This is a genomic window from Arthrobacter sp. UNCCL28, assembly GCF_900102805.1.
GTDB classification, from domain to species: domain Bacteria; phylum Actinomycetota; class Actinomycetes; order Actinomycetales; family Micrococcaceae; genus Arthrobacter; species Arthrobacter nicotinovorans_A.
Map to the genome: position 1 here is coordinate 623,986 of NZ_FMWE01000003.1, position 20,472 is coordinate 644,457.

At 62.9% G+C, this 20,472-nt stretch carries 17 protein-coding genes and 1 tRNA gene; 12 read left to right on the forward strand and 6 right to left on the reverse strand.

Going from position 1 to position 20,472, the window contains the following annotated elements; genetic code table 11:
* Positions 1 to 66: 66 nt before the first annotated feature.
* Together BLQ01_RS11405 and glgC are read right to left on the reverse strand one after the other, a co-directional pair.
* Complete coding sequence (locus BLQ01_RS11405; RefSeq protein WP_026540670.1) at positions 67 to 1,518, reverse strand: SDR family NAD(P)-dependent oxidoreductase; 1,452 nt, start codon at positions 1,516 to 1,518, stop codon at positions 67 to 69.
* A 73-nt stretch (positions 1,519 to 1,591) separates the two neighbouring features.
* On the reverse strand, positions 1,592 to 3,004 hold the full coding sequence (gene glgC / locus BLQ01_RS11410; RefSeq protein WP_172322769.1) for a glucose-1-phosphate adenylyltransferase: 1,413 nt from the start codon (positions 3,002 to 3,004) through the stop codon (positions 1,592 to 1,594).
* A gap of 93 nt (positions 3,005 to 3,097) precedes the next feature.
* On the opposite strand from glgC, the gene glgA reads away from it, so the two are divergent.
* Positions 3,098 to 4,294: a glycogen synthase gene (gene glgA, locus BLQ01_RS11415; protein ID WP_035760663.1), complete on the forward strand. Its 1,197-nt coding sequence runs from the start codon at positions 3,098 to 3,100 to the stop codon at positions 4,292 to 4,294.
* Positions 4,295 to 4,406: 112 nt separating this feature from the next.
* On the opposite strand, the gene BLQ01_RS11420 is transcribed toward glgA, so the two are convergent.
* Together BLQ01_RS11420 and BLQ01_RS11425 are read right to left on the reverse strand one after the other, a co-directional pair.
* Entirely contained in the window at positions 4,407 to 6,509 is a 2,103-nt protein-coding gene (locus BLQ01_RS11420; RefSeq protein WP_091551809.1) for an acyl-CoA dehydrogenase family protein, read from the reverse strand.
* Positions 6,510 to 6,555: 46 nt separating this feature from the next.
* The gene (locus tag BLQ01_RS11425) at positions 6,556 to 7,311 is read right to left on the reverse strand and encodes a TetR/AcrR family transcriptional regulator (protein WP_026546803.1); all 756 of its coding nucleotides are present in this window, start codon (positions 7,309 to 7,311) and stop codon (positions 6,556 to 6,558) included.
* On the opposite strand from BLQ01_RS11425, the gene BLQ01_RS11430 reads away from it, so the two are divergent.
* Genes BLQ01_RS11430 through BLQ01_RS11440 form a run of 3 tightly spaced genes read left to right on the forward strand, consistent with a single transcriptional unit; the run spans position 7,310 to position 10,935 of the window.
* On the forward strand, positions 7,310 to 8,662 hold the full coding sequence (locus tag BLQ01_RS11430) for an acetyl-CoA C-acetyltransferase (protein WP_026546804.1): 1,353 nt from the start codon (positions 7,310 to 7,312) through the stop codon (positions 8,660 to 8,662). The two genes, BLQ01_RS11425 and BLQ01_RS11430, sit on opposite strands and share 2 nt — an antisense overlap.
* A gap of 9 nt (positions 8,663 to 8,671) precedes the next feature.
* The gene (locus BLQ01_RS11435) at positions 8,672 to 10,012 is read left to right on the forward strand and encodes a 3-oxoacyl-ACP reductase (protein WP_091551810.1); all 1,341 of its coding nucleotides are present in this window, start codon (positions 8,672 to 8,674) and stop codon (positions 10,010 to 10,012) included.
* Complete coding sequence (locus BLQ01_RS11440) at positions 10,009 to 10,935, forward strand: MaoC family dehydratase (RefSeq protein ID WP_026540677.1); 927 nt, start codon at positions 10,009 to 10,011, stop codon at positions 10,933 to 10,935. Before BLQ01_RS11435 ends, BLQ01_RS11440 begins: the two co-directional genes overlap by 4 nt.
* A gap of 200 nt (positions 10,936 to 11,135) precedes the next feature.
* Here the strand turns inward: BLQ01_RS11440 and BLQ01_RS11445 are convergent.
* Positions 11,136 to 11,221 (reverse strand) — tRNA-Leu (locus BLQ01_RS11445).
* Between the two features lie 268 nt (positions 11,222 to 11,489).
* Here BLQ01_RS11445 and BLQ01_RS11450 point away from each other — a divergent pair.
* Together BLQ01_RS11450 and BLQ01_RS11455 are read left to right on the forward strand one after the other, a co-directional pair.
* Positions 11,490 to 12,794, forward strand: a complete 1,305-nt coding sequence (locus BLQ01_RS11450) for a M20/M25/M40 family metallo-hydrolase (RefSeq protein WP_026546806.1) — start codon at positions 11,490 to 11,492, stop codon at positions 12,792 to 12,794.
* A gap of 25 nt (positions 12,795 to 12,819) precedes the next feature.
* The gene (locus BLQ01_RS11455) at positions 12,820 to 13,983 is read left to right on the forward strand and encodes an acyl-CoA dehydrogenase family protein (RefSeq protein ID WP_091551812.1); all 1,164 of its coding nucleotides are present in this window, start codon (positions 12,820 to 12,822) and stop codon (positions 13,981 to 13,983) included.
* Between the two features lie 4 nt (positions 13,984 to 13,987).
* On the opposite strand, the gene BLQ01_RS11460 is transcribed toward BLQ01_RS11455, so the two are convergent.
* Positions 13,988 to 14,221 carry a DUF5703 family protein gene (locus BLQ01_RS11460; protein ID WP_017200923.1) on the reverse strand — a complete coding sequence of 78 codons (234 nt, stop codon included), beginning with the start codon at positions 14,219 to 14,221 and terminating at the stop codon, positions 13,988 to 13,990.
* 39 nt (positions 14,222 to 14,260) lie between these two features.
* Between BLQ01_RS11460 and BLQ01_RS11465 the strand changes: the two genes are divergently transcribed.
* The 6 genes from BLQ01_RS11465 (at position 14,261) to BLQ01_RS11490 (ending at position 20,472) form a co-directional block, all read left to right on the forward strand.
* The gene (locus BLQ01_RS11465; protein WP_026546808.1) at positions 14,261 to 14,518 is read left to right on the forward strand and encodes a hypothetical protein; all 258 of its coding nucleotides are present in this window, start codon (positions 14,261 to 14,263) and stop codon (positions 14,516 to 14,518) included.
* Positions 14,519 to 14,771: 253 nt separating this feature from the next.
* Complete coding sequence (locus tag BLQ01_RS11470; protein WP_026540681.1) at positions 14,772 to 16,466, forward strand: sugar transferase; 1,695 nt, start codon at positions 14,772 to 14,774, stop codon at positions 16,464 to 16,466.
* Between the two features lie 58 nt (positions 16,467 to 16,524).
* Positions 16,525 to 17,634 carry a Gfo/Idh/MocA family protein gene (locus BLQ01_RS11475; protein WP_026546810.1) on the forward strand — a complete coding sequence of 370 codons (1,110 nt, stop codon included), beginning with the start codon at positions 16,525 to 16,527 and terminating at the stop codon, positions 17,632 to 17,634.
* On the forward strand, positions 17,631 to 18,650 hold the full coding sequence (locus BLQ01_RS11480) for an NAD-dependent epimerase/dehydratase family protein (RefSeq protein ID WP_091551814.1): 1,020 nt from the start codon (positions 17,631 to 17,633) through the stop codon (positions 18,648 to 18,650). Before BLQ01_RS11475 ends, BLQ01_RS11480 begins: the two co-directional genes overlap by 4 nt.
* Positions 18,647 to 19,813, forward strand: a complete 1,167-nt coding sequence (locus BLQ01_RS11485; protein WP_091551815.1) for a DegT/DnrJ/EryC1/StrS family aminotransferase — start codon at positions 18,647 to 18,649, stop codon at positions 19,811 to 19,813. Before BLQ01_RS11480 ends, BLQ01_RS11485 begins: the two co-directional genes overlap by 4 nt.
* Complete coding sequence (locus tag BLQ01_RS11490) at positions 19,810 to 20,472, forward strand: acetyltransferase (protein ID WP_026540685.1); 663 nt, start codon at positions 19,810 to 19,812, stop codon at positions 20,470 to 20,472. The genes BLQ01_RS11485 and BLQ01_RS11490 overlap by 4 nt, the downstream gene beginning before the upstream one ends.

Consider the following 20,472-nt stretch of genomic DNA (forward strand, 5'->3'; position numbering starts at 1 on the left):
GAAAACAGCGAAGGCCCTTAAGAGTTGCTCTTAAGGGCCTTCGCTGTAATCAGGCTCGGGGAACGGTCACCAGGGTGAGGGCTTGTAGTCCTTCAGGAAGACACCGTACTGGTCCTCGCCCTTTTCGCCCATCACGATGGGGTCGTAGACCCGCGCGGCTCCATCCACCAGGTCCAACGGCGCATGGAAGCCTTCCTCCATAAGCCGGACCTTCGTGTAGTGCGGACGCTCGTCGGTGATCCATCCGGTGTCCACGGCAGTCATGAGAATGCCATCTGAATCCAGCATTTCCTGGGCGCTGGTGCGGGTCATCATGTTCAATGCGGCCTTGGCCATATTGGTGTGGGGGTGTCCGGGGCCCTTGTAAGCGCGGGAGAACTGTCCCTCCATGGCCGAGACGTTGACAATGTATTTCCTGTGCGCAGTGGACCGCTTCATGGCATCGCGCAGGCGGCTGACCAGCAGGAAGGGGGCCGTGACATTGCAGAGTTGGACCTCGAGCATCTCCAGGGGGTCCACTTCGTCCACCACCTGGGTCCAGCTGTTGATGGAGGCGAGGTCCGGGACCAGTCCGCCGGCGTCGATCGCTGTTCCCGACTCGATCCGTTCCAGCGAAGCCGATCCTGTGGACAGTGCCAACGAGGTGATCGCGTCCCCTGCCAGGACCGGGTGTTCGGTAACGCTGCTGGCCAGGGCCAGGGGGTGCTTGTCATGGGCATGGCCGAACGTGACCAGCTCCGGACCACCGTTGGCGGCTTCCAAAGCGGCAGGCAATGGCTCGTCCTCGGCGTCGACCAAGGGCTTGTAGGCGTTGCCGGAGCGCCGCACTGTCTGGGCTGCGTTGTTGATGATGATGTCCAGCGGCCCGGCCTCGTTGAGGGAGTCCGTAAGGGCCATGACCTGAGCCGGGTCACGGAGGTCGATGCCCACAATCCGGAGACGGTGCAGCCACTCACCGCTGTCTTCCATGGCAGCGAAGCGACGGGCCGCGTCCTTTGGGAAGCGGGTAGTGATGGTGGTGTGGGCGCCATCGCGGAGCAGGCGAAGGGCGATGTACATGCCGATCTTGGCGCGTCCACCTGTCAGCAGGGCCCTGCGTCCTGTGAGGTCGGTGCGGGCGTCGCGCTTGCTGTGGCTGAATGCAGCACATTCCGGGCAGAGCTGGTGATAGAAGGCATCAACCTGCGTGTAGTGCTTCTTGCAGATGTAACAGGGGCGCGAACGGATGAGGTGGCCGGCGATCTCGCCGGTGGCAGAAGGTTCCAGCTTGTTGCCGCGGGTCTCATCATCGATGCGGTCCGGAGCGGCAGTGGCCGTCAAGGCGATGACTGCGCGGTCGGCCTCCGCGATGGAGTCGCGCTTGGTAACCCTGCGGTGCCGTTTGACGGCTTTGAACATCTTGCCGGTGGCACGGCGGACTGCAACGTAGTCCGGGTGCTCTTCGTCATAGACGTGGATCGTGGTCAGAACCTTGAGGCAGGCCTGGATCTCTTCAGGCGTCAGATCGGTGGAGCTCATTGACCTGATTTTACAGCCTTGGGAGCCTGTGGCCTGCCTCGGGTTCCGGCGACGTCAGTGCAGTGCCCGCACCTTAGTGCGAGGCGCCCTGCGCTGCAGCGTCCGCGACGCGTGATTGGATTCCCGCGGCTACCTTTTCGGCAGAATCGCGGATGTCCGGATCATCATGGGTAGCTGCCTTCACAGCTTCGGGCAACCCACGGCGGTGTTGCGCCGACAGGGCAAGCTCTGCTTCACCGGGCTCGGGCACAACCTGGCCCTTCGCCAGCACAGTAATGCCGGATTCGGTGACCTTGTAACCCCGGGCCTTGTCCAGGGCCGGGTCCAGGCCGATGGCAGCACCGGCAGGGACCTTGACGTTCTTGTCCAGGATTGCCCGCTTGATGACCGCGCCTTCACCAACGCGGACCTTGTCCATCAGTACAGAGTCCTGGACGCGGCTGCCTGCCGCCACATAGGCGTCGTTGGAAATCACGGACCCTTCAACGATGCCACCGGAAACCACCACTCCGCTGGCAACAATGGAGTCCAGGGCAGTACCGACGGTGTTGTTCTCGCCACGGACAAACTTTGCCGGCGGCGAGATGCTCTGGCGGGTGTAGATCGGCCACTCGGAGTTATAGAGGTTGAAGATCGGCACGGGGGAGATGAGGTCCATGTGCGCGTCATAGAACGAGTCGATGGTACCGACGTCGCGCCAGTAGGTCCGGTCCCGATCGGTGGCACCGGGGATGTCATTGAGCGTGAAGTCGTACACGCCTGCTTCACCTTGGTCCACGAAGTAGGGAATGATGTCCCCGCCCATGTCGTGCTTGGTATCGAGTCTCTCCGCATCCACATGCAAGGCTTCCACCAAGGCGTCTGCGTTAAAGACGTAGTTGCCCATGGAGGCCAGGAACTGCGTGGGATCTGCCGCCAGCCCGGGGGTGCTGGCCGGTTTCTCCACGAATGCGGCAATCTTTTGGGGATCGTTCTGGTCTACTTCGATCACACCGAATTGGTTGGCCATGTTCAGCGGCTGCCGTACGGCAGCAACCGTTGCTTTGGCACCACTGGCAATATGCTGCTCCACCATTTGGGAGAAATCCATGCGGTACACATGGTCAGCGCCGACCACAACCACGATGTCCGGGGCGTCGTCATGGATGAGGTTCAGCGATTGGTAAATTGCGTTGGCACTGCCAAGGAACCAGCTCTTGCCCACACGCTGCTGCGCGGGAACAGAAGCCACATACCGGCCCAATTGCGTGGACATCCTCCAGGTTTCGGAGATGTGCCGGTCAAGGCTGTGCGATTTGTACTGCGTCAGCACCACGATTTTCAAATATCCCGAATTAACGAGATTGGATAGTGCAAAGTCAATCAGCCGGTAGCCGCCTGCGAACGGAACCGCGGGTTTTGCCCGGTCCGCCGTCAGCGGCATCAGTCGATTGCCTTCTCCGCCTGCCAATACGATTGCCAGAACTTTCTTCAACGCCATGGTCACAGCTCCCCGTACGTCTTCGTATCCCCCAAAAGTCCGATTTTCCGGACTCTTTCACACTAGAACACATACGCCGGAACGACTACGTTGGTTAGCGTGCGAATAGACATTGTGACTAAAGAATTCCCTCCGGAAATTTATGGCGGTGCCGGTGTCCACGTTGCCGAGCTCAGCCGGGTGCTGGCAAAGCACGTCGACCTTCACGTCCGGGCCTTCGGCGCGCCGCGTGATGCCGACTACCACGGGGCTTCGGTGGCATCCTATGCCACCCCTGAAGACCTCGGCGATGCCAACGCCGCCCTCCAAACCCTGGGCGTGGACCTGAGGATCGTTCCGGACATTGCGGGGGCGGACCTGGTCCACTCGCACACCTGGTACGCGAACATGGCCGGCCATCTCGCCTCGCTGCTGCACGGAATTCCCCACGTGCTCAGCGCCCACAGCCTTGAACCTCTCCGGCCGTGGAAGGCCGAGCAGCTTGGGGGAGGCTATGCCCTGTCCTCCTGGGTGGAGAAAACAGCCTATGAGGCAGCAGCGGCGATCATTGCCGTTTCAGACGGCATGCGCCAGGACATCCTGCGCAGTTACCCCGATGTTGATCCCGATAAAGTCCGCGTGGTCCATAACGGGATCGATGTTTCCCTCTGGGAACGCGATGAAGAAGATGACGCCATCCGTGCGCTGGGCATCGACCCCGCCAAGCCGAGCGTGGTCTTTGTTGGACGCAACACCCGGCAGAAGGGTGTGCCGTATCTGCTTCGTGCCGCCTCAAGCCTGCCGGAGGACGTCCAGCTGGTCCTGTGCCTCGGAGCGGCCGACACGCCCGAGCTTGCAGCCGAAACTGCCCGCCTCATCGAGGAACTTCAGTCCAAGCGCCAAGGTGTGGTCCTCATTGAGCGGATGCTCCCGCGCAAGGAACTGATCCAGGTGCTCAGCCACGCCACGGCCTTCGCCTGCCCGTCCATTTACGAACCCCTGGGCATCGTTAACCTCGAAGCCATGGCCTGCGGCGCAGCCGTGGTGGCCAGTGCCACGGGCGGAATTCCCGAGGTGGTCCAGCACGGCGAAACCGGGCTCCTGGTCGAACTTGAGCAGGTCACCGACGGAACGGGCACACCGTTGGATCCGGAGAAGTTCGTCAGCGACTTCGCCGCGGCCTTGAATGAGGTGGTGGCTGATCCCGCACGCGCCCGCGAAATGGGCATTGCCGGTCGCCGCCGCGCGGAGGAACACTTCTCCTGGGAATCCATTACGGAAACAACACTGGAGGTTTACCGCTCCGTACTGCGCTGATCCTCCCGCTCCAGCAGTCCAACGACGACGGCGCCGCCCCCTTGGTGGGGACGGCGCCGTCGTCGTTTTTCAACAGTTCCGCAACTGTTCACCGCAAGGCAACAGGCTGCTGCTAACGGGCCTTGGAAGCCTTGAGGGCCAGGAGCGTCTTCTCATCAGCCGGAGCGCTGCCGCTGGCACGCTGCTCACGGAAGTGCTTGCGTGCAGCATCCTGCCGCTCAGCCTCGGCACCGGTTGCGATGGAGGCCCTCAAGTGCTCGGGACCATAACCGAAGGCGTCCACAAGGTCCACGGCATGAGGGCGGATCTTGACCAGGAGCCGGTTGATGTAGGTGCCCACGGTCCGGCCGCGCTGCATGGAGAGCCGGCCGTTCATCAGGTACCAGGAGAGATGCTTTTCAATCAGGGACAGGCCGAACAGATCGCGCAGCCAGGTCAGCACGCGTTTGGTTCCCTCGTCCGTGACCTGGTTCAGGCCCTCCGTGAAGGCTTCCCACTGCAGCAGTTCGGCGTGCGCCTGGGCTGCTTCGATGAGTTCGTGCTGGTGCTGGTTGAACAGGGCCGCGGCCTGGTGCTGGGGAAGCTTGTTGGCGCCTTTCAGGGCTGCACCTACCTCGGCAACCATGGACTGCACACGGTCCGCCAGCAGCGTCCGCTGGCCTTCCTCGTCCCGCAAAGCCAAAGCGGCCTTCTGCACGGAGCCGGTATCGGCCACGAACTGCGCCACTTGGCGAAGGCCTGTGCGGTGAAGGGCCACACCGGCTGCCTGGTCCACGACGTAGCGTGCCAGGACACCAAAATCGGCGCTGCGGAATTCCTTGGCGTAATCGGCAAGGAGCCTCTTGGCCACCAACTGCAGCAGGACGGTGTTGTCACCTTCGAACGTGACATAGACATCAAGGTCCGCCCGCAGGGAAGCAAAGCGGTTCTCGATCAGGAAACCGGCACCGCCGCAGGCTTCGCGGCATTCCTGCAGCGTATCCAGGGCATGCCAGGTGCTCAACGGCTTCAGGGCGGCGGCCAGCGTTTCCAAGTCCTGGCGGTCGGCGTCGGTGTCGTGGGCGCCTGAGAAGACGTCGTCGAACTTCTGAAGAAGTTGCTCATGGGCGAAGCTGGCCGCGTAGGTGGTAGCCAGCCTGGAGAACAGCCGGCGCTGGTGACGCTGGTAGTCCAGCAGGACTTCCTCATCGGTTGCCGAGGAAGCGTTGAACTGTCGTCGCTCGGTGGCGTACTGGATGGCGGTCTTCAAGGCCACCTTGCTGGCGGCTACGGCTGCTCCGTCCAGGGAAACCCGCCCCTGGACCAGGGTGCCCAGCATGGTGAAGAAGCGCCGGCCGGGGCTCTCGATGGGCGAGGAGTAGGTGCCGTCCACGGCTACGTCGCCGTAGCGGTTGAGCAGGTTGGTGCGGGGGATGCGGACATTGGTGAAATGCAGGCGGCCGTTGTCGATGCCGTTAAGTCCGCCCTTGATGCCGTCATCCTCGCCGCCGATCCCCGGAAGGAATTCCTTGGTGGCCGGGTCCCTGAGTTCGACGTAGAACGCGTGGACGCCATGGTTCACGTTCCTGGTAATCAGCTGGGCAAACACCACCGCGGCGAGGCCGTCATTGGCTGCATTGCCGATGTAGTCCTTCCAAGCAGCACGGAACGGAGTGTTGATGACGAATTCCTGGCTGGCGTCGTCGTAAGTAGCCGTCGTGGCGATGCTGGCGACGTCCGAGCCGTGGCCGGTTTCGGTCATGGCGAAACATCCCGGTATCTCAAGGCTCATGATGCCGGGGAGCCACTTGTCCTGGTGCTCCACAGTTCCAAGGTGCATCACGGCAGAACCGAACAGGCCCCACTGGACCCCGGCCTTGATCTGGAGGGAGGGATCGGCGGTAACGATTTCTTCGAATCCGGCAATGTTTCCACCGTGATCGTCGGAACCGCCCAACCGCGTGGGAAATGCACGGTGGACGGTGTTGTTGTCCACCAGGAACTTCAGTTGCTCGAACACACGGGCGCGGTGCTCGGTGTGGTGCAGGCCTTCAATCTTCTGCACCACCGGATTGCCTGCAACCTTGCGGGCCTCGTGGCGGATATGCGCCCACTTGCCAAGGAGCTGTTCTCCAAGCGCGGCGACGTCCACCACGGGCTCAGGGCCAGCGGCGGCGGCACCCTTGCTGCCCGCGGTGTGCTGGACGGATGCGTTCCGGTCCACTACTTCAGTCATGTTGCTTCCTTCTTTGGTTCCGACAACTGATGAGTCATTGCTGGTGTCAGGTGGATGTCTTGAGTGCTGGAGCGATGCCGAGGCACAACCAGTCAGTGATCTGCGCGGCCATGGTTTCCTGGTCCGGCTTGGCATTGCCGGCCGGGCTTCCCAGCCACATCTCCCCGGCGTTCCTGACCAGTCCTATGGCTGCGGTGGGCCAATACACGATCACCGCTTCCTTCTCTTCACCCAGGTATTCCCGCATGGGAGTGGCGATCATGTCCGTGATTTGCTCGAAGAAGTTGCCCAGCGCCCCGGAAGCGGCGATGGCGTCCTGCGCTGAGGCTTCACCTGGCGTGAGCCGGGTAATGAACGCATAGACATTGGGGCTCGATTCGGCCATCTGCAGGTAGGCGGAGACCATGGCGAAGAGCCCCTCGCGGGGAGTTTGCGCGGACTGGGCGGCCTCCTGCATGCGGCGCTGCATCTGGCCCAGCACTACCTCGCCCATAGCCTGCTGGAGTCCGGCTTTATCACCGAAATAGCGGTAAAAGACAGACTTCGACGTGCCTGCAGCGCCTGCAATGTCCTCCATGGAGGCGTCGCTTCCGAGCCGATGAACGGCCTTGCGTGCTTGCCTGATGAGTTCGCCACGGCGCTCCTCGCGGTGCGACTGCCAACGGGCTGTGCGGCCATCGACGGCGGCACCTTGCGCCTCCGCTGCGGCACTGGCGAATTCTTCCTGGCGACTGTTCACGATACCCAGCGTATCAGGTACGCTGGGTATCAGTAACTGGCAATGATCGAAGGAGACCAGCATGGCTGCAGCAGACGTCACCACGGGCGGGACACGCGAATCCGCTTCCGCCCCCCAATCACTCCGCAAGGCGGTCATCGTGGGCGGCAACCGGATTCCGTTTGCCCGCACAGGAGGCGCCTACGTCAAGTCCTCCAACCAGGACATGCTCACCGCAGCACTGGAAGGCCTGATCGCCCGCTTCGGATTGCAGGACGAACGCATCGGCGAGGTAGCTGCCGGAGCGGTCCTCAAGCACTCAAGGGACTTCAACCTCACAAGGGAAGCCGTCCTTGGCTCAGCCCTGTCACCGGAAACCCCCGCCTATGATCTGCAGCAGGCCTGCGCAACCGGGCTCGAGACCGTGATCGGCTTGTCCAACAAGATCAAGCTCGGGCAGATCGAGTCGGCCATTGCCGGCGGCGTGGACTCGGCATCGGATGCCCCCATTGCAGTCAGCGAGGGATTGCGGGAGATCCTGTTGGACCTCAACCGCGCCAAAACCCCTGTGCAGAAACTGAAGATCATCGGCCGCATCCGCCCCAAGGACCTGGCGCCGGATGCACCGAATACCGGTGAGCCGCGCACCGGCTTGTCCATGGGGGAGCACCAGGCACTCACCACGGCCCAGTGGAAGATCACCCGTGAGGCCCAGGACGAGCTCGCCTTCAACAGCCACCGCAATCTGGCGGCGGCCTATGACCGTGGTTTCTTCGATGACCTCATCACGCCCTACCGCGGCCTGAACCGCGACTCCAACTTGCGCGCCGATACCTCGATCGAAAAGCTCGGATCGCTCAAGCCCGTGTTCGGCAGGAACCTCGGCGCGGAAGCAACCATGACGGCGGGCAACTCGACACCACTCACCGACGGTGCATCCACAGTCCTGCTCGGCACGGAGGAATGGGCTGACGCCCATGGCCTGCCCAAGCTGGCGACGGTCCTGGACGGTGAAGCCGCAGCCGTGGACTTTGTGCACGGCAAGGACGGCCTCCTCATGGCACCGGTTTTCGCAGTGCCGCGCCTGCTCGCCCGCCACGGGTTGACGTTCGAGGACATTGATTTCTTTGAAATCCACGAGGCATTCGCAGGCACGGTCCTGAGCACATTGGCCGCCTGGGAGGACGAGGACTTCGGCCGCACGCGGCTCGGACTCGATGGAGCGCTCGGCAAGGTGGACCGGGCCAAACTCAACGTCAACGGATCCTCCCTTGCCGCCGGGCACCCCTTCGCTGCTACGGGCGGCAGGATTGTGGCCTCCCTTGCCAAAATGCTCCATGAGAAGGGCTCCGTGGATGGACGTCCGGCCCGTGGTTTGATATCGGTGTGCGCAGCAGGTGGCCAGGGCGTCGTTGCCCTTCTGGAAGCAGCATAGGGGAGCCCAATGACGGATAAATACACACAACTGGTCAGTCACGGATTGGGCAAGGATGTCGCCAAACGACTCGGACTGCCCCAGCCAGTGGAACTTCGCCGCTACCAGCCCGGCAGCCCCCTGGTCACTGGCCCGGTCCTGGTCAACGGAGACAGCGCCGGTGCTGACGACATCGCCACCGCGCTGCTCGGATGGGGTCTTGATGTCCGGCGGAATGCGTTGCCCAAGGAGAAGCTGGGCGCAATAGTCGTGGTCCTCGATGCCGTGCAGCACCCTGAAGACCTTGCCAAACCCGTGTTGACCGCGGGCACATCACTGCGGGACCTTGGTACCAACGCACGGGTGGTCACCATCTCCCGGACCCCGCAGTCAGCCCAAACACCTGCCGTGGCTGCTGCGCGCCAGGGAATTGACGGGCTGGTGCGATCCCTCGCCAAGGAACTCCGCGCCGGGGCCACCGCCAATGGAATACTGCTGGAGAACGACCTCGCGACCACAAGCCCTTCCGCTTTGGGCGCGCTCAAGTTCTTCCTCTCGGGCCGTTCTGCCTACGTGGACGGACAGTTCCTCACCGTCGGCTCGACGTCGGGGACCATGTCCGGTGACCCGGACAAGCCCTTGGCCGGAAAGGTTGCCGTAGTCACCGGAGCCGCCCGGGGCATCGGAGCTGCCATCGCCCGGACACTGCACCGCGACGGCGCCACAATCGTTGCGGTGGACATCCCGGCTGCCGGCGACCACTTGGCAACGGTGGCCAACGAGGTGCGGGGCACAGCGCTTCAACTCGATATCAGTCGCGAGGATGCCGGACACCGGATCATCGAACACGCAGTGGAACGCCACGGCCGGCTCGACATCGTGGTCCACAACGCAGGAATCACCCGCGACAGGCTGCTCGCCAATATGGACGAGAGCCGCTGGCAGTCCGTCATCGCTGTCAATATTGCGGCCCAACTGAGCATCAATGCGGTTCTTCTCGCGTCCGAGCATTTTAAGGACGCCCCCCGCATCGTGTCGGTGGCTTCCACCAGTGGCATTGCCGGGAACAGGGGACAAACCAATTACGGCGCCTCCAAAGGCGGCGTCATTGGCATGGTGAGGTCCACGGCCCCGCTGATGGAATCCTTCGATGGAACCATCAACGCAGTGGCGCCCGGGTTCATTGAAACCGAAATGACCGCACGGATGCCCTTTGCCATCCGTGAGGCTGCCCGCAGGCTCAACTCCCTCAAACAGGGAGGGCAACCCCAGGACGTTGCCGAGACCATCTCTTTCCTGGCCAGTGACGCCGCCGGCGGAATCTCCGGCCAGGTCCTCCGGGTGTGTGGCCAACAACTGGTGGGAGCATGACCAATTCCCAGCCGGTGGTCCTTGGCGAGCTTCCCTCGCTGTCCAAGCTCTACGTCAACGCAGCAGCCACCGCCGCCCGCCGCAGGGTGTTGGGGGCAGCGGCGGACCAGCACACCCTGCCATCGGTCAGCCACGAAGTCAGGAACGTCAAGGCGGATGTAGGAAACCTCACCGCATACCAACACCTGGTGGGGGAGACGGCCAGTGACACCTTGCCGGCCGGATATGTCCACGCCCTGGCGTTCCCGGTGTCCTTAAGTGTCTTGAACCGGGATGATTTCCCGTTGCCGCTCCTGGGAATGATCCATCTGCAAAACCATGTGGAGCAACGGTTTCCCATTAACTTTGCCGAGGCCCTGGACATCCGGTCCTGGGCTGAGAACCTCGCAGGCCACAAAGCCGGAACCAAGGTAGATGTTGTGGCGGAAGTCCGTTCGGCTTCCAGCAAGGAAGTGCTTTGGCGTGGCGTCTCCACTTATTTGGCCAAGGGAGTATTCCTGCCGGGCATTGACAAACCCGGCAGCGCGAACGGAGCATCAGCGGCCGCCGGCTTTTCGCCCCCGAATCCCACCGCCCTATGGCAACTCGGGCTCGATACCGGGCGGAATTACGCCACGGTCTCCGGTGACTTCAACCCCATCCATCTCAGTGTCCTTTCCGCCAAAGCGCTGGGCCTGCGCGGGTCGATTGCCCACGGCATGTACCTTGCCTCCCGGGCCCTGGCCGACGTGGGGTCCGTGAAGGCCGATTCCTTTACCTGGGACGTTGCCTTCGAAGCCCCAGTGTTCCTCCCTGCCCGGGTAGCCGTGGATATCTCAACGGTCCAGTCCGAATCTGGAGGCTGGGAGCGATCGGAGTATGTAGCGTGGAATGCCCGAAGCGGTCGTCGCCACTTCACCGGCGCTGTTGCTGCCCTGGGTTGAGCGGGATACTAACGCCACCCTCGTGGAAGTGAACGGCGGCGGTCACCATCCGGTGACCGCCGTCGTCGTCGTTAATCCTCAGTTGGAGCCCTCGACGGTGAATATCCGGGCCGACAGGAAGAACGGGGATCCAGGCCCGGTAGCAAATTGGCCCGGAAAACAAAACAAGGTCCGGAATCCATGGATTCCAGACCTTGCGTTGGTGCGCGGAGGGGGACTTGAACCCCCACCCCCTTTCGAGGACTAGCACCTCAAGCTAGCGCGTCTGCCATTCCGCCACCCGCGCAGGTGGTGTTCAGATGGGCCGTTTTACACCTTCCGGTGCTTCACTTTCCTCCGAAGCAGCGAGAAAAACTCTAACACGGTTTCCGGTTGCGTAAAAATCGACGCTGGTCAGGACGGCGTCGACCGACACCCGGAGTCTTCCGGCGCCACGGATTCCTGACGGGGGCCCTGTCCGGTGAGTAGGCTGATGGGATACGGGACGGTCGCGCTGCGGAAGCCGCTGCGCACGTTGCCGGAACCTGCAGCCCAGCCACGCAAGGAGAGTTTCCATGTCTGTCATCCGCCCCGAAGATGAAGTTGTCCGGATCTGCCAGGAGCTGATCCGCATTGACTCCTCCAACTTCGGTGACGACACCGGACCAGGGGAGCGCGCAGCTGCCGAATACACGGCCGGGCTCATTACCGAGGTGGGCCTCGAGGCGGAGATCTTCGAATCCGCGCCGGGTCGGGCCAACGTCGTGACCCGGATGGCAGGGGAGGACCCGTCCGCCGACGCCCTGGTGGTTCACGGTCACCTTGACGTTGTGCCGGCACTCAAGGACCAGTGGAGCGTTGATCCCTTCAGCGGCGAGTTGAAGGACGGTCTCGTCTGGGGCCGCGGTGCCGTGGACATGAAAGACATGGATGCCATGATCCTCTCGGTCATGCGCGACTTCGCCAGGACAGGCCGCAAACCCAAACGCGACATCATCTTCGCGTTCTTCGCCGATGAGGAGGCCGGGGGTACCTACGGCGCCCGCTACGCGATCGAACACCGCCGGGAGCTCTTTGATGGAGCCACGGAGGCAATCTCGGAAGTGGGCGGTTTCTCGGCCACCATCGGCGGACAGCGGACCTATCTGCTCCAGACGGCGGAGAAGGGCCTCTCCTGGCTGCGGCTGGTGGCGCACGGCCGCGCAGGCCATGGGTCCCAGATCAATACCGACAACGCCGTCACCCGCCTGGCTGCGGCTGTCACCAGGATCGGTGAGTACCAGTGGCCGGTGGAACTGACTCCCACCACCCGGCAGTTCCTTGACGGCGTTACCGAACTGACCGGCGTCGAATTCGATCCCGACAACCCGGACATCATCCTGAAGGAACTGGGCACGGTTGCCCGCTTCGTAGGTGCGACGCTGCAAAACACCTCAAATCCGACCCTGTTGCGGTCCGGGTACAAGCACAACGTCATTCCGGAATCCGCCGAGGCATTCGTGGACTGCCGTACCCTGCCGGGCCAGCAGGAACTGGTGTTCGAGACCATCAAGGAGCTTGCGGGCGAGGGCATCGACATCAGCTACGTCAACAAGGACGTCTCCCTGGAGGTGCCGTTTGCCGGCAACCTGGTGGACTCCATGATCGACGCCCTTCACTCGGAGGATCCCGGCGCGAAGGTCCTTCCCTACACACTCTCCGGCGGCACGGACAACAAGTCATTGAGCAAGATTGGAATCACGGGCTACGGCTTCGCTCCACTGATGCTCCCCGATGAGCTTGACTTCACCGGAATGTTCCACGGCGTGGATGAGCGCGTTCCCGCCGAATCCCTGCAGTTCGGAGCCCGCGTCCTGAACCGGCTGCTGAGCAACTACTAGACAGCGATCAACAGAAAGAGCCCTGGTGAAAACGCCCGAGGAAATCCTTCCCGACGCCCTGCTTGAACGGCTGCGCGGCCGCGCGGCCGGCTACGACCAGAACAACGAATTCTTCCACGAGGACCTGGAGGAGCTGGCCGCCGCCGGCTACCTCAAGCTCTTCGTACCGGAGTCCGACGGCGGATTTGGGCTCGGTCTCGAAGCGGTAGCTGCCGTACAGCAACGGCTCGCCACGGCCGCCCCCGCCACGGCGTTGGCCGTCAACATGCACTTGGTGTGGACCGGCGTCGCCCAGGTCATGGCTGCCCGCGGCGATGATTCCTTGGACTTCGTCCTGAAGGAGGCCGGGCGAGGGGAAGTTTTCGCCTTCGGCATTTCCGAGGCAGGCAACGATTCCATGTTGTTCGACTCCGGCACCACCGCCGAACCGCTGCCCGATGGAAGCTACAAGTTCACGGGCAGGAAAATCTTCACCAGCCTCTCACGCGGCTGGACGCGCCTGGGAACTTTCGGCAAGGATCCCGCCGGCAGGTCCGGAGAGGGTGAGCTGGTCTTCGGCTTCCTGCGCCGCGACGAACCCGGCCACGAAACACTCAGCGACTGGGACACCCTGGGCATGCGGGCCAGTGCTTCGAACACCACGTTGCTGCATGGCGCCGTGGTCCCGCCGGAGCGGATCTTCCGGAAACTGCCGGTGGGGCCCAACCAGGACCTGCTCATCCTCGCCATCTTCGCTTGCTTTGAAACACTCCTCGCAGCGGTCTACACGGGGGTGGCGCAACGGGCCTTCACACTGGGAGTGCAGAACGTAAAGCGCCGGGTCTCTGCCAAGCACGGCGGACGCAGCTTCGCCCAGGATCCGGACATCCGGTGGAAGGTAGCTGACGCCGCGCTGGCCATGGACGGAATCGCGCCCCAGATCTCCAGCATTGCCCGCGATGTTGACAACAGGGTGGATCACGGAGCCCAGTGGTTCCCCAAGCTGGTGGGCCTCAAATCCCGCGCCACGGAAAACGCACGCTACGTGGTGGACCTTGCCATCAGGGTCACGGGAGGCTCCAGCTACTTCAGGGGTTCGGAGATGGAACGCCTTTACCGCGACGTCCTGGCCGGCATATTCCACCCCTCCAACGACGAATCCGCGCACAACACGGTCGCCAACGCCTGGTTGGGGCCATTGGAAGGTTAGGCGCCTACACGGTCCGCTGTACTGAATAGACCTTGCGGCGCAGCCAAAACCGGCGACCCCCGCCAAGATAGAGCACGCTGCGTTCGAGTTCCCATTTGCCGTACTCGGAATGTTCGGCGAGCCGGCGCCGGGCCTCTGGCAGTGAATCGTCAGGTCCCACCGTCAGAACGAGGTACTCGTACTGACGTGCATAGTCTCTTTGGCGCTCTACGGAGCTACCCGGAAATTGTTCTCTCATCCCTCTCCATTTTCGTCTTTTTCCGGCTAACGTGAAGTCATGAGCATCGATCCGCGTGTCGCGCTTCAGTCATTGACCGCCGCCCTTGAAGAGCACCTGGCCGCGGCATCCGCCCGCCGCGGTGAGGGAGACCCCAACGTCGAGGCCTCGTTCTTCGCCGTTGCCGACGCCTTCGAAGTGTACGAGGACGCACTCTACGAGGCGTATTCCGAGGTTACTCCGCTCCAGGTTTTCGAGGACGATGACGACGAAGACGACGAGGTGCCCGACGAAGACCTCGAAATCGTCGAAGACTAATAGCCCGCCAACCGGCCGCCCTTCGGGTGGCCGGTTTTTTGTGCCGTCCAGGACAAGTTTGTGCCCTTTCACGCCCGGATTTACGGGATTCCCGCCCACCGTGGCACGTAGTCCCGCCACCCCAAGTCAGGTACTTGCACGTAGGGGTCACAGGTAATCCCGGGCAAAGTTGAGTATCGACTACTGGTGCGCCCCGGAAGTGCCGCGGCTTCACTGATAGGAAGGCAACGGCAGGTCTGCAAAGAGGGCTGACATGGTTAGAGTTCCAGTCTTGCGATCAGGCAAGGTAGCGGCACCCCACGGTGCGGCCCATGCCCCAGCGGGGTCAACCTTCCCCGTTCATCCTGCCGTGGCCGACGCCAATCCGCCTCTGTCTCCCTGGATTGGCAGGTCCGCTGCTGCACAGCAGACCGAAAAGGCGGGACTGGCGGCCCCGGGCCCGGATGTCACCCTGGATTCCACGCGGCCGCCAGTCACCCACCGTCCCGCCCGCACCAAGGCCCTGTTGAACGACCTGTTCAACGACCGTTTGACGTGGACGCGCCTGCTGACCAACAGCCTCCGGCTGGCTGACACGGCGCTGGTTGCCGCGGCTGTCATTGCCGGGCTGGCATTGAACACCAATGGAACGGCACTGCCTCCGGGCAGCCCCCCGCATGCCCAGCACCTGGTGTTGGGCTTGATTCTTGGCGTGGTGTGGCTGGTGGCCTTGGAGGTGTACAGGACCCGCGATCCCAAAGTCCTCGGCGTAGGACCTGAGGAGTACAAACGGGTACTTTCCGCCAGTTTCCGGGTCTTCGGATTCCTGGGCATCGTCGCCGTGGTTTTCCGTTTGGAGGCTGTCAGTTCCTTTGTCCTGGTCTCCTTGCCGCTGGGACTGGTGGCCCTGACCGGAAGCAGATGGGGCTTCCGCCGCTGGCTAAGCCACGAAAAGTCCAGGGGCCGCTGCCTTTCGCGGGCGATCGTGGTGGGCGAACCACAGGACGTCCGTTACGTCATCAAACAGATCAACCGAAAGTCAGGCGCCGCCTACGACATCGTCGGTGCCTGCCTCCCCGGGGCCCGGCGCGGAGCCGTCCTTTCAGTGGACCACCTGCGGGTGCCGGTACTGTCCTCCATCTACGGTGTGGCCCATACCGTCCGCCACACCAATGCCAACGCAGTGATAGTGGCCGGCCCGGTTCCCGGAGGAAACCAGTTCATCCAGGAGCTTGGATGGCAGCTGGAGGAAAATGCAGCTGAGCTGGTCCTGGCCGCAACCCTGACCAACGTGGCCGGCCCGCGCATCCACTGGCGGCCAGTCGAAGGCCTTCCCCTGATGCACGTTGATATTCCGCACTACTCAGGCGGCAAACACACGCTTAAACGGCTGATGGACATCACGGTTTCCGCAGCAGCTTTGCTGGTCCTGGCGCCGGTCCTGCTCACCCTGGCCGCAATAGTCCGGGCGGACAGCCCCGGGCCTGTCCTGTTCAAACAGGAGAGGATCGGCAAGCGCGGCACTACTTTCCAGATGCTGAAGTTCCGTTCCATGGTGGTGAACGCTGAAGCACACCTGGATGCCCTCAGCAGCCAGGACGAGGGCGCCGGAGTCCTGTTCAAGATCCGCGGCGACCCGCGGATTACCCGGTGCGGACGGTGGATGCGCAAGTACTCCCTGGACGAACTTCCGCAGTTCTGGAACGTCCTGGTGGGCAATATGAGCCTGGTTGGGCCAAGGCCTCCGCTGTCCAAGGAGGTCAGCGGCTATGAGCGCCACACGCACCGCCGGTTGTTGATCAAACCTGGAATCACGGGGTTGTGGCAGATAAATGGACGCTCCGACCTCCCCTGGGACGAAGCAGTCCGGCTGGATCTCTACTACGTGGAGAACTGGTCCATAGCAGGGGACCTCATCATCATGTGGCGGACCTTCCGGGCCATGACCCGGCCCTCCGGCGCCTACTGAAGAACATCACGCAACACCTGACAAGAACCGCGCTTTCAACACAGAAGTCGAGTGGGAAATGAGCATAAGAACTATTCCATCAGGACAACTGAACGGGCACGCGTTGCGGCCAAAACTCCGCATTGCAGTGGTAGGGGCAGGCTACTGGGGTCCCAACCTTGCCCGAAACCTCAAAGCCAGCCCCGACTGGGATCTGGTGGCCATTTGCGACCTCGACGTCGAGCGGGGCCTCAAGCTCGCTGAGACGGTAGGCGGGGTGGCCGTCGTCGAGTCTTTGGATGAACTGCTGGACACGTACAACCTCGATGCCGTTGCGGTAGCAACGCCTGCACACACCCATCACGGAGTGGTGATGACGGCATTGCGCGCAGGCAAGCATGTCCTGGTGGAAAAGCCACTGGCGGACAGTCGGGCAAAAGGCCTGGAAATGGTCGAAGAAGCCAAAGCCAGGGGCTTGGTGCTGATGGCGGACCACACCTACTGTTTCACCCCTGCAGTCCTGAAAATCCAGGAACTCGTCGCCACCGGCGCCTTGGGCGACATCCTCTACGTTGATTCGGTGCGCATCAACCTTGGCCTGGTCCAACCGGATGTCAACGTCTTCTGGGACCTGGCTCCCCATGACCTTTCCATTTTGGACTTCGTCCTGCCCGGTGGCCTCCATCCCACGGAGATCGCCGCACATGGGGCGGATCCCTTGGGAACGGGCCGCGACTGTGTGGGACACCTGACGTTCGGCCTTCCCAACGATGCCATGGTGCACATCCATGTGAACTGGCTCAGCCCCACCAAGATCCGTCAAATGATCATCGGAGGGTCAAAGAGGACCCTTGTGTGGGATGACCTGAACCCACAGCAACGCCTGAGCGTCTACGACCGCGGTGTCAGCCTTGAACACCAGCCACGCTCAGCTGCGGACAAGAGGACCTCCGCTATTTCCTACCGCCTGGGCGACACATGGTCACCGGCCCTGCAGGAACGGGAACCCCTTGGCCAAGTAGTGGCTGAACTCGCTTCTTCCATCCGGAACCACACCATGCCCCGCACCAGCGGCGAATCCGGACTTCGGGTCCTGTCGGTCCTCGAAGCCGTCACCCAAAGCCTCAGTACCGACGGCCAGTCCACCGTGGTGGCCGGCAACGAGGTCAATCTCCAGGTTGCACGGTGAAAAATATCCTCGGCGCCAACGTCCTGGTCACCGGTGGCGCCGGAACCATAGGATCCACCCTGGTTGACCAACTGCTCGACGCCGGTGCGGCGCACGTTCACGTCCTTGACAACCTCGTGCGGGGACGCCTTGCGAACCTCGATGCTGCCCTGGCCAGTGGCCGGGTGGACTTGGTCCAGGGCGATCTTCGGGACCGTGACCTGGTGCATGACCTTACCCGCGGCAAGGACCTGGTATTCCACCAGGCAGCCATCCGCATCACCCAGTGCGCCGAGGAACCCCGGCTGGCCCTTGAAGTCCTGGTGGATGGAACCTTCAACGTGCTTGAGGCCGCCGCCCAAAACCCGGTGGAGAAGCTGATACTGGCCTCCAGTGCATCGGTTTACGGCATGGCAGAGCACTTTCCCACTACCGAACGCCACCACCATCACAACAACGACACGTTCTACGGCGCAGCCAAGTCCTTCAACGAAGGCATGGCCCGAAGCTTCCGCGCGATGTCAGGCCTGAATTACGTGGCCCTGCGGTACTTCAACGTCTATGGTCCGCGGATGGATGTTCACGGGCTCTATACCGAGGTGCTGGTGCGCTGGATGGAACGGATTGTCGATGGCCGGCCGCCGTTGATCTTCGGCAGCGGCGGACAGACGATGGATTTCATCCACACTGCAGACGTGGCCAGGGCAAACGTCCTGGCAGCAGTGAGCGAACGCACCGAGGGCGTCTACAACATTGCCAGTGGAACTGAAACCAGCCTCGCGGGATTGGCCCAAACGCTGCTCGATGTCATGGAGTCCCCGCTGCACCTGGAGCACGGGCCGGAAAGGGCAGTCAACGGGGTGGCGCGCCGCTTGGCCGACACCTCGGCAGCGCGGGCCGACCTCGGATTCGAGGCCGCCGTCGGCCTGGAGGATGGACTGCGCTCGCTGGTGACCTGGTGGCGGCCGTTGCGCGGGGAGATCGCCGCAGCCCGGAGCACCATTGGTCCTGAAGCTCCTGTAGCTGGTGCGAGATGACTGCCTCGGCGCTGCACCTGGCCCGCATTGATGTCATGAAGCCATGGCTGGGTGAAGAGGAGGCCCAGGCTGTGGCCGAGGTGATTGCCTCCGGTTGGGTGGCACAAGGGCCCAAAGTCCGGCAGTTCGAGGAAGCGTTCTGCCAGGTACAACAGGCCGGCTTCGCCGTGGCGACCTCCAGTTGCACCACAGCCCTGCATCTGGCACTTGTGGTGGCCGGGGTGGGGCCAGGCGATGACGTGGTGGTGCCATCGTTCTCCTTCATCGCAACAGCGAATGCCGCAACATACGTTGGAGCGCGGCCGGTGTTTGCCGACGTCGACCCCGCTACCGGCTGCGTCACCGCCGAGACACTGAAAGCGGCGCTGACCCCGGCCACAAAGGCCGTGATCGCTGTTGACCAGGGCGGGGTGCCTGTTGACCTGGATCCCATCCGCGCCCTGTGCGATCCCCTGGGAATCACCGTTGTGGAAGATGCTGCCTGCGCCATTGGCTCCCGCTATCACGGCCTGCCCGTGGGGGCGGGAGCGGAGGTAGCAGCCTGGTCCTTCCACCCCAGGAAGATCCTCACCACAGGAGAAGGCGGCATGCTTTCCACCTCACGGGAGGACTTCGCTGATACCTCAAGGCGCCTGCGGGAACACGCCATGAGTGTCTCCGCTGCCGATCGGCACGCCAGCATCCTTGCTCCCCCGGAGGAGTACCTCGAGATCGGGTTCAACTACCGCATGACCGATCTTCAGGCCGCCGTCGGACTCGTCCAACTGGGCCGGCTCCGCGAAGCCATCCAGCGACGACGGGAACTCGCCGCCACCTACACCAACGCCTTCGCCGGAATTGAGGGCCTCCGCCTGGTGGGCGACCCGGACTACGGGACCAGCAATTTCCAGTCCTGCTGGCTTGAAGTGGGGCCGGAGTTCCCCGTGGGGCGCGACGGGCTGATGTCCGTCCTGGCCGAGGACGGAATCTCCGCCCGACGCGGAATCATGGCAGCCCATCGTCAACCGGCCTACGCCGGCAAAGACACCGGCGCTGCGTCCTTGGATGCCACCGAATGGCTGACCGACCACACGCTCATCCTGCCGCTCTACCACCAGCTTTCCCTTCACGACCAGGTCCGGGTCATCGATTCGGTCCTGCGGGCAGCAAGGCGCCTGGGATGAGCGAACTTCTCCTCATAGCGGCAAGCGGCCTCGCCAGGGAGGTCCTGGCAATGGTGCGCAGCAACGGGCCATTCGACGTGATCGGGATCCTCGATGACGACGAAGACAAACTCGGGCGGGTGGTTGACGGCGCCCACGTCCTTGGCCCCATCCGGGACGCCCTGAAATTCCCGCATGCACTGTTGCTGGTGTGCATCGGATCCGGCGCGGGGCGGGAAGCTGTGGTCATGCGGCTCAGGACCCTGGGGCTGGATGAGGAACGCTATGCCACAGCAATAGATCCCTCCGTCCAGGTACCCGAAGGCTGCATGATCGGCAAAGGCAGCATCCTCCTGGCCCACGTCAGCATGACGGCCTCAGTGACCATCGGCAACCACGTAGTGGCCATGCCGGGAGTGACCTTCACCCACGACGACGACATCAGCGACTTTGCCACCTTCGCCTCCGGGGTCTCACTGGGCGGCAACGTCCACATTGGCCGCGCCGCCTATGTCGGCATGAATGCCAGCGTCCGCGAGCGCACCTCCATCGGCGCCAATGCAACGATCGGCATGGGTGCTGCCGTATTGACCGATGTTCCGGCGGAGGAGACATGGGCCGGGGTTCCTGCCCGGGTGATCAGGCGCGGAAATTCACCTGCACTGGAGGGCATCCTGTGA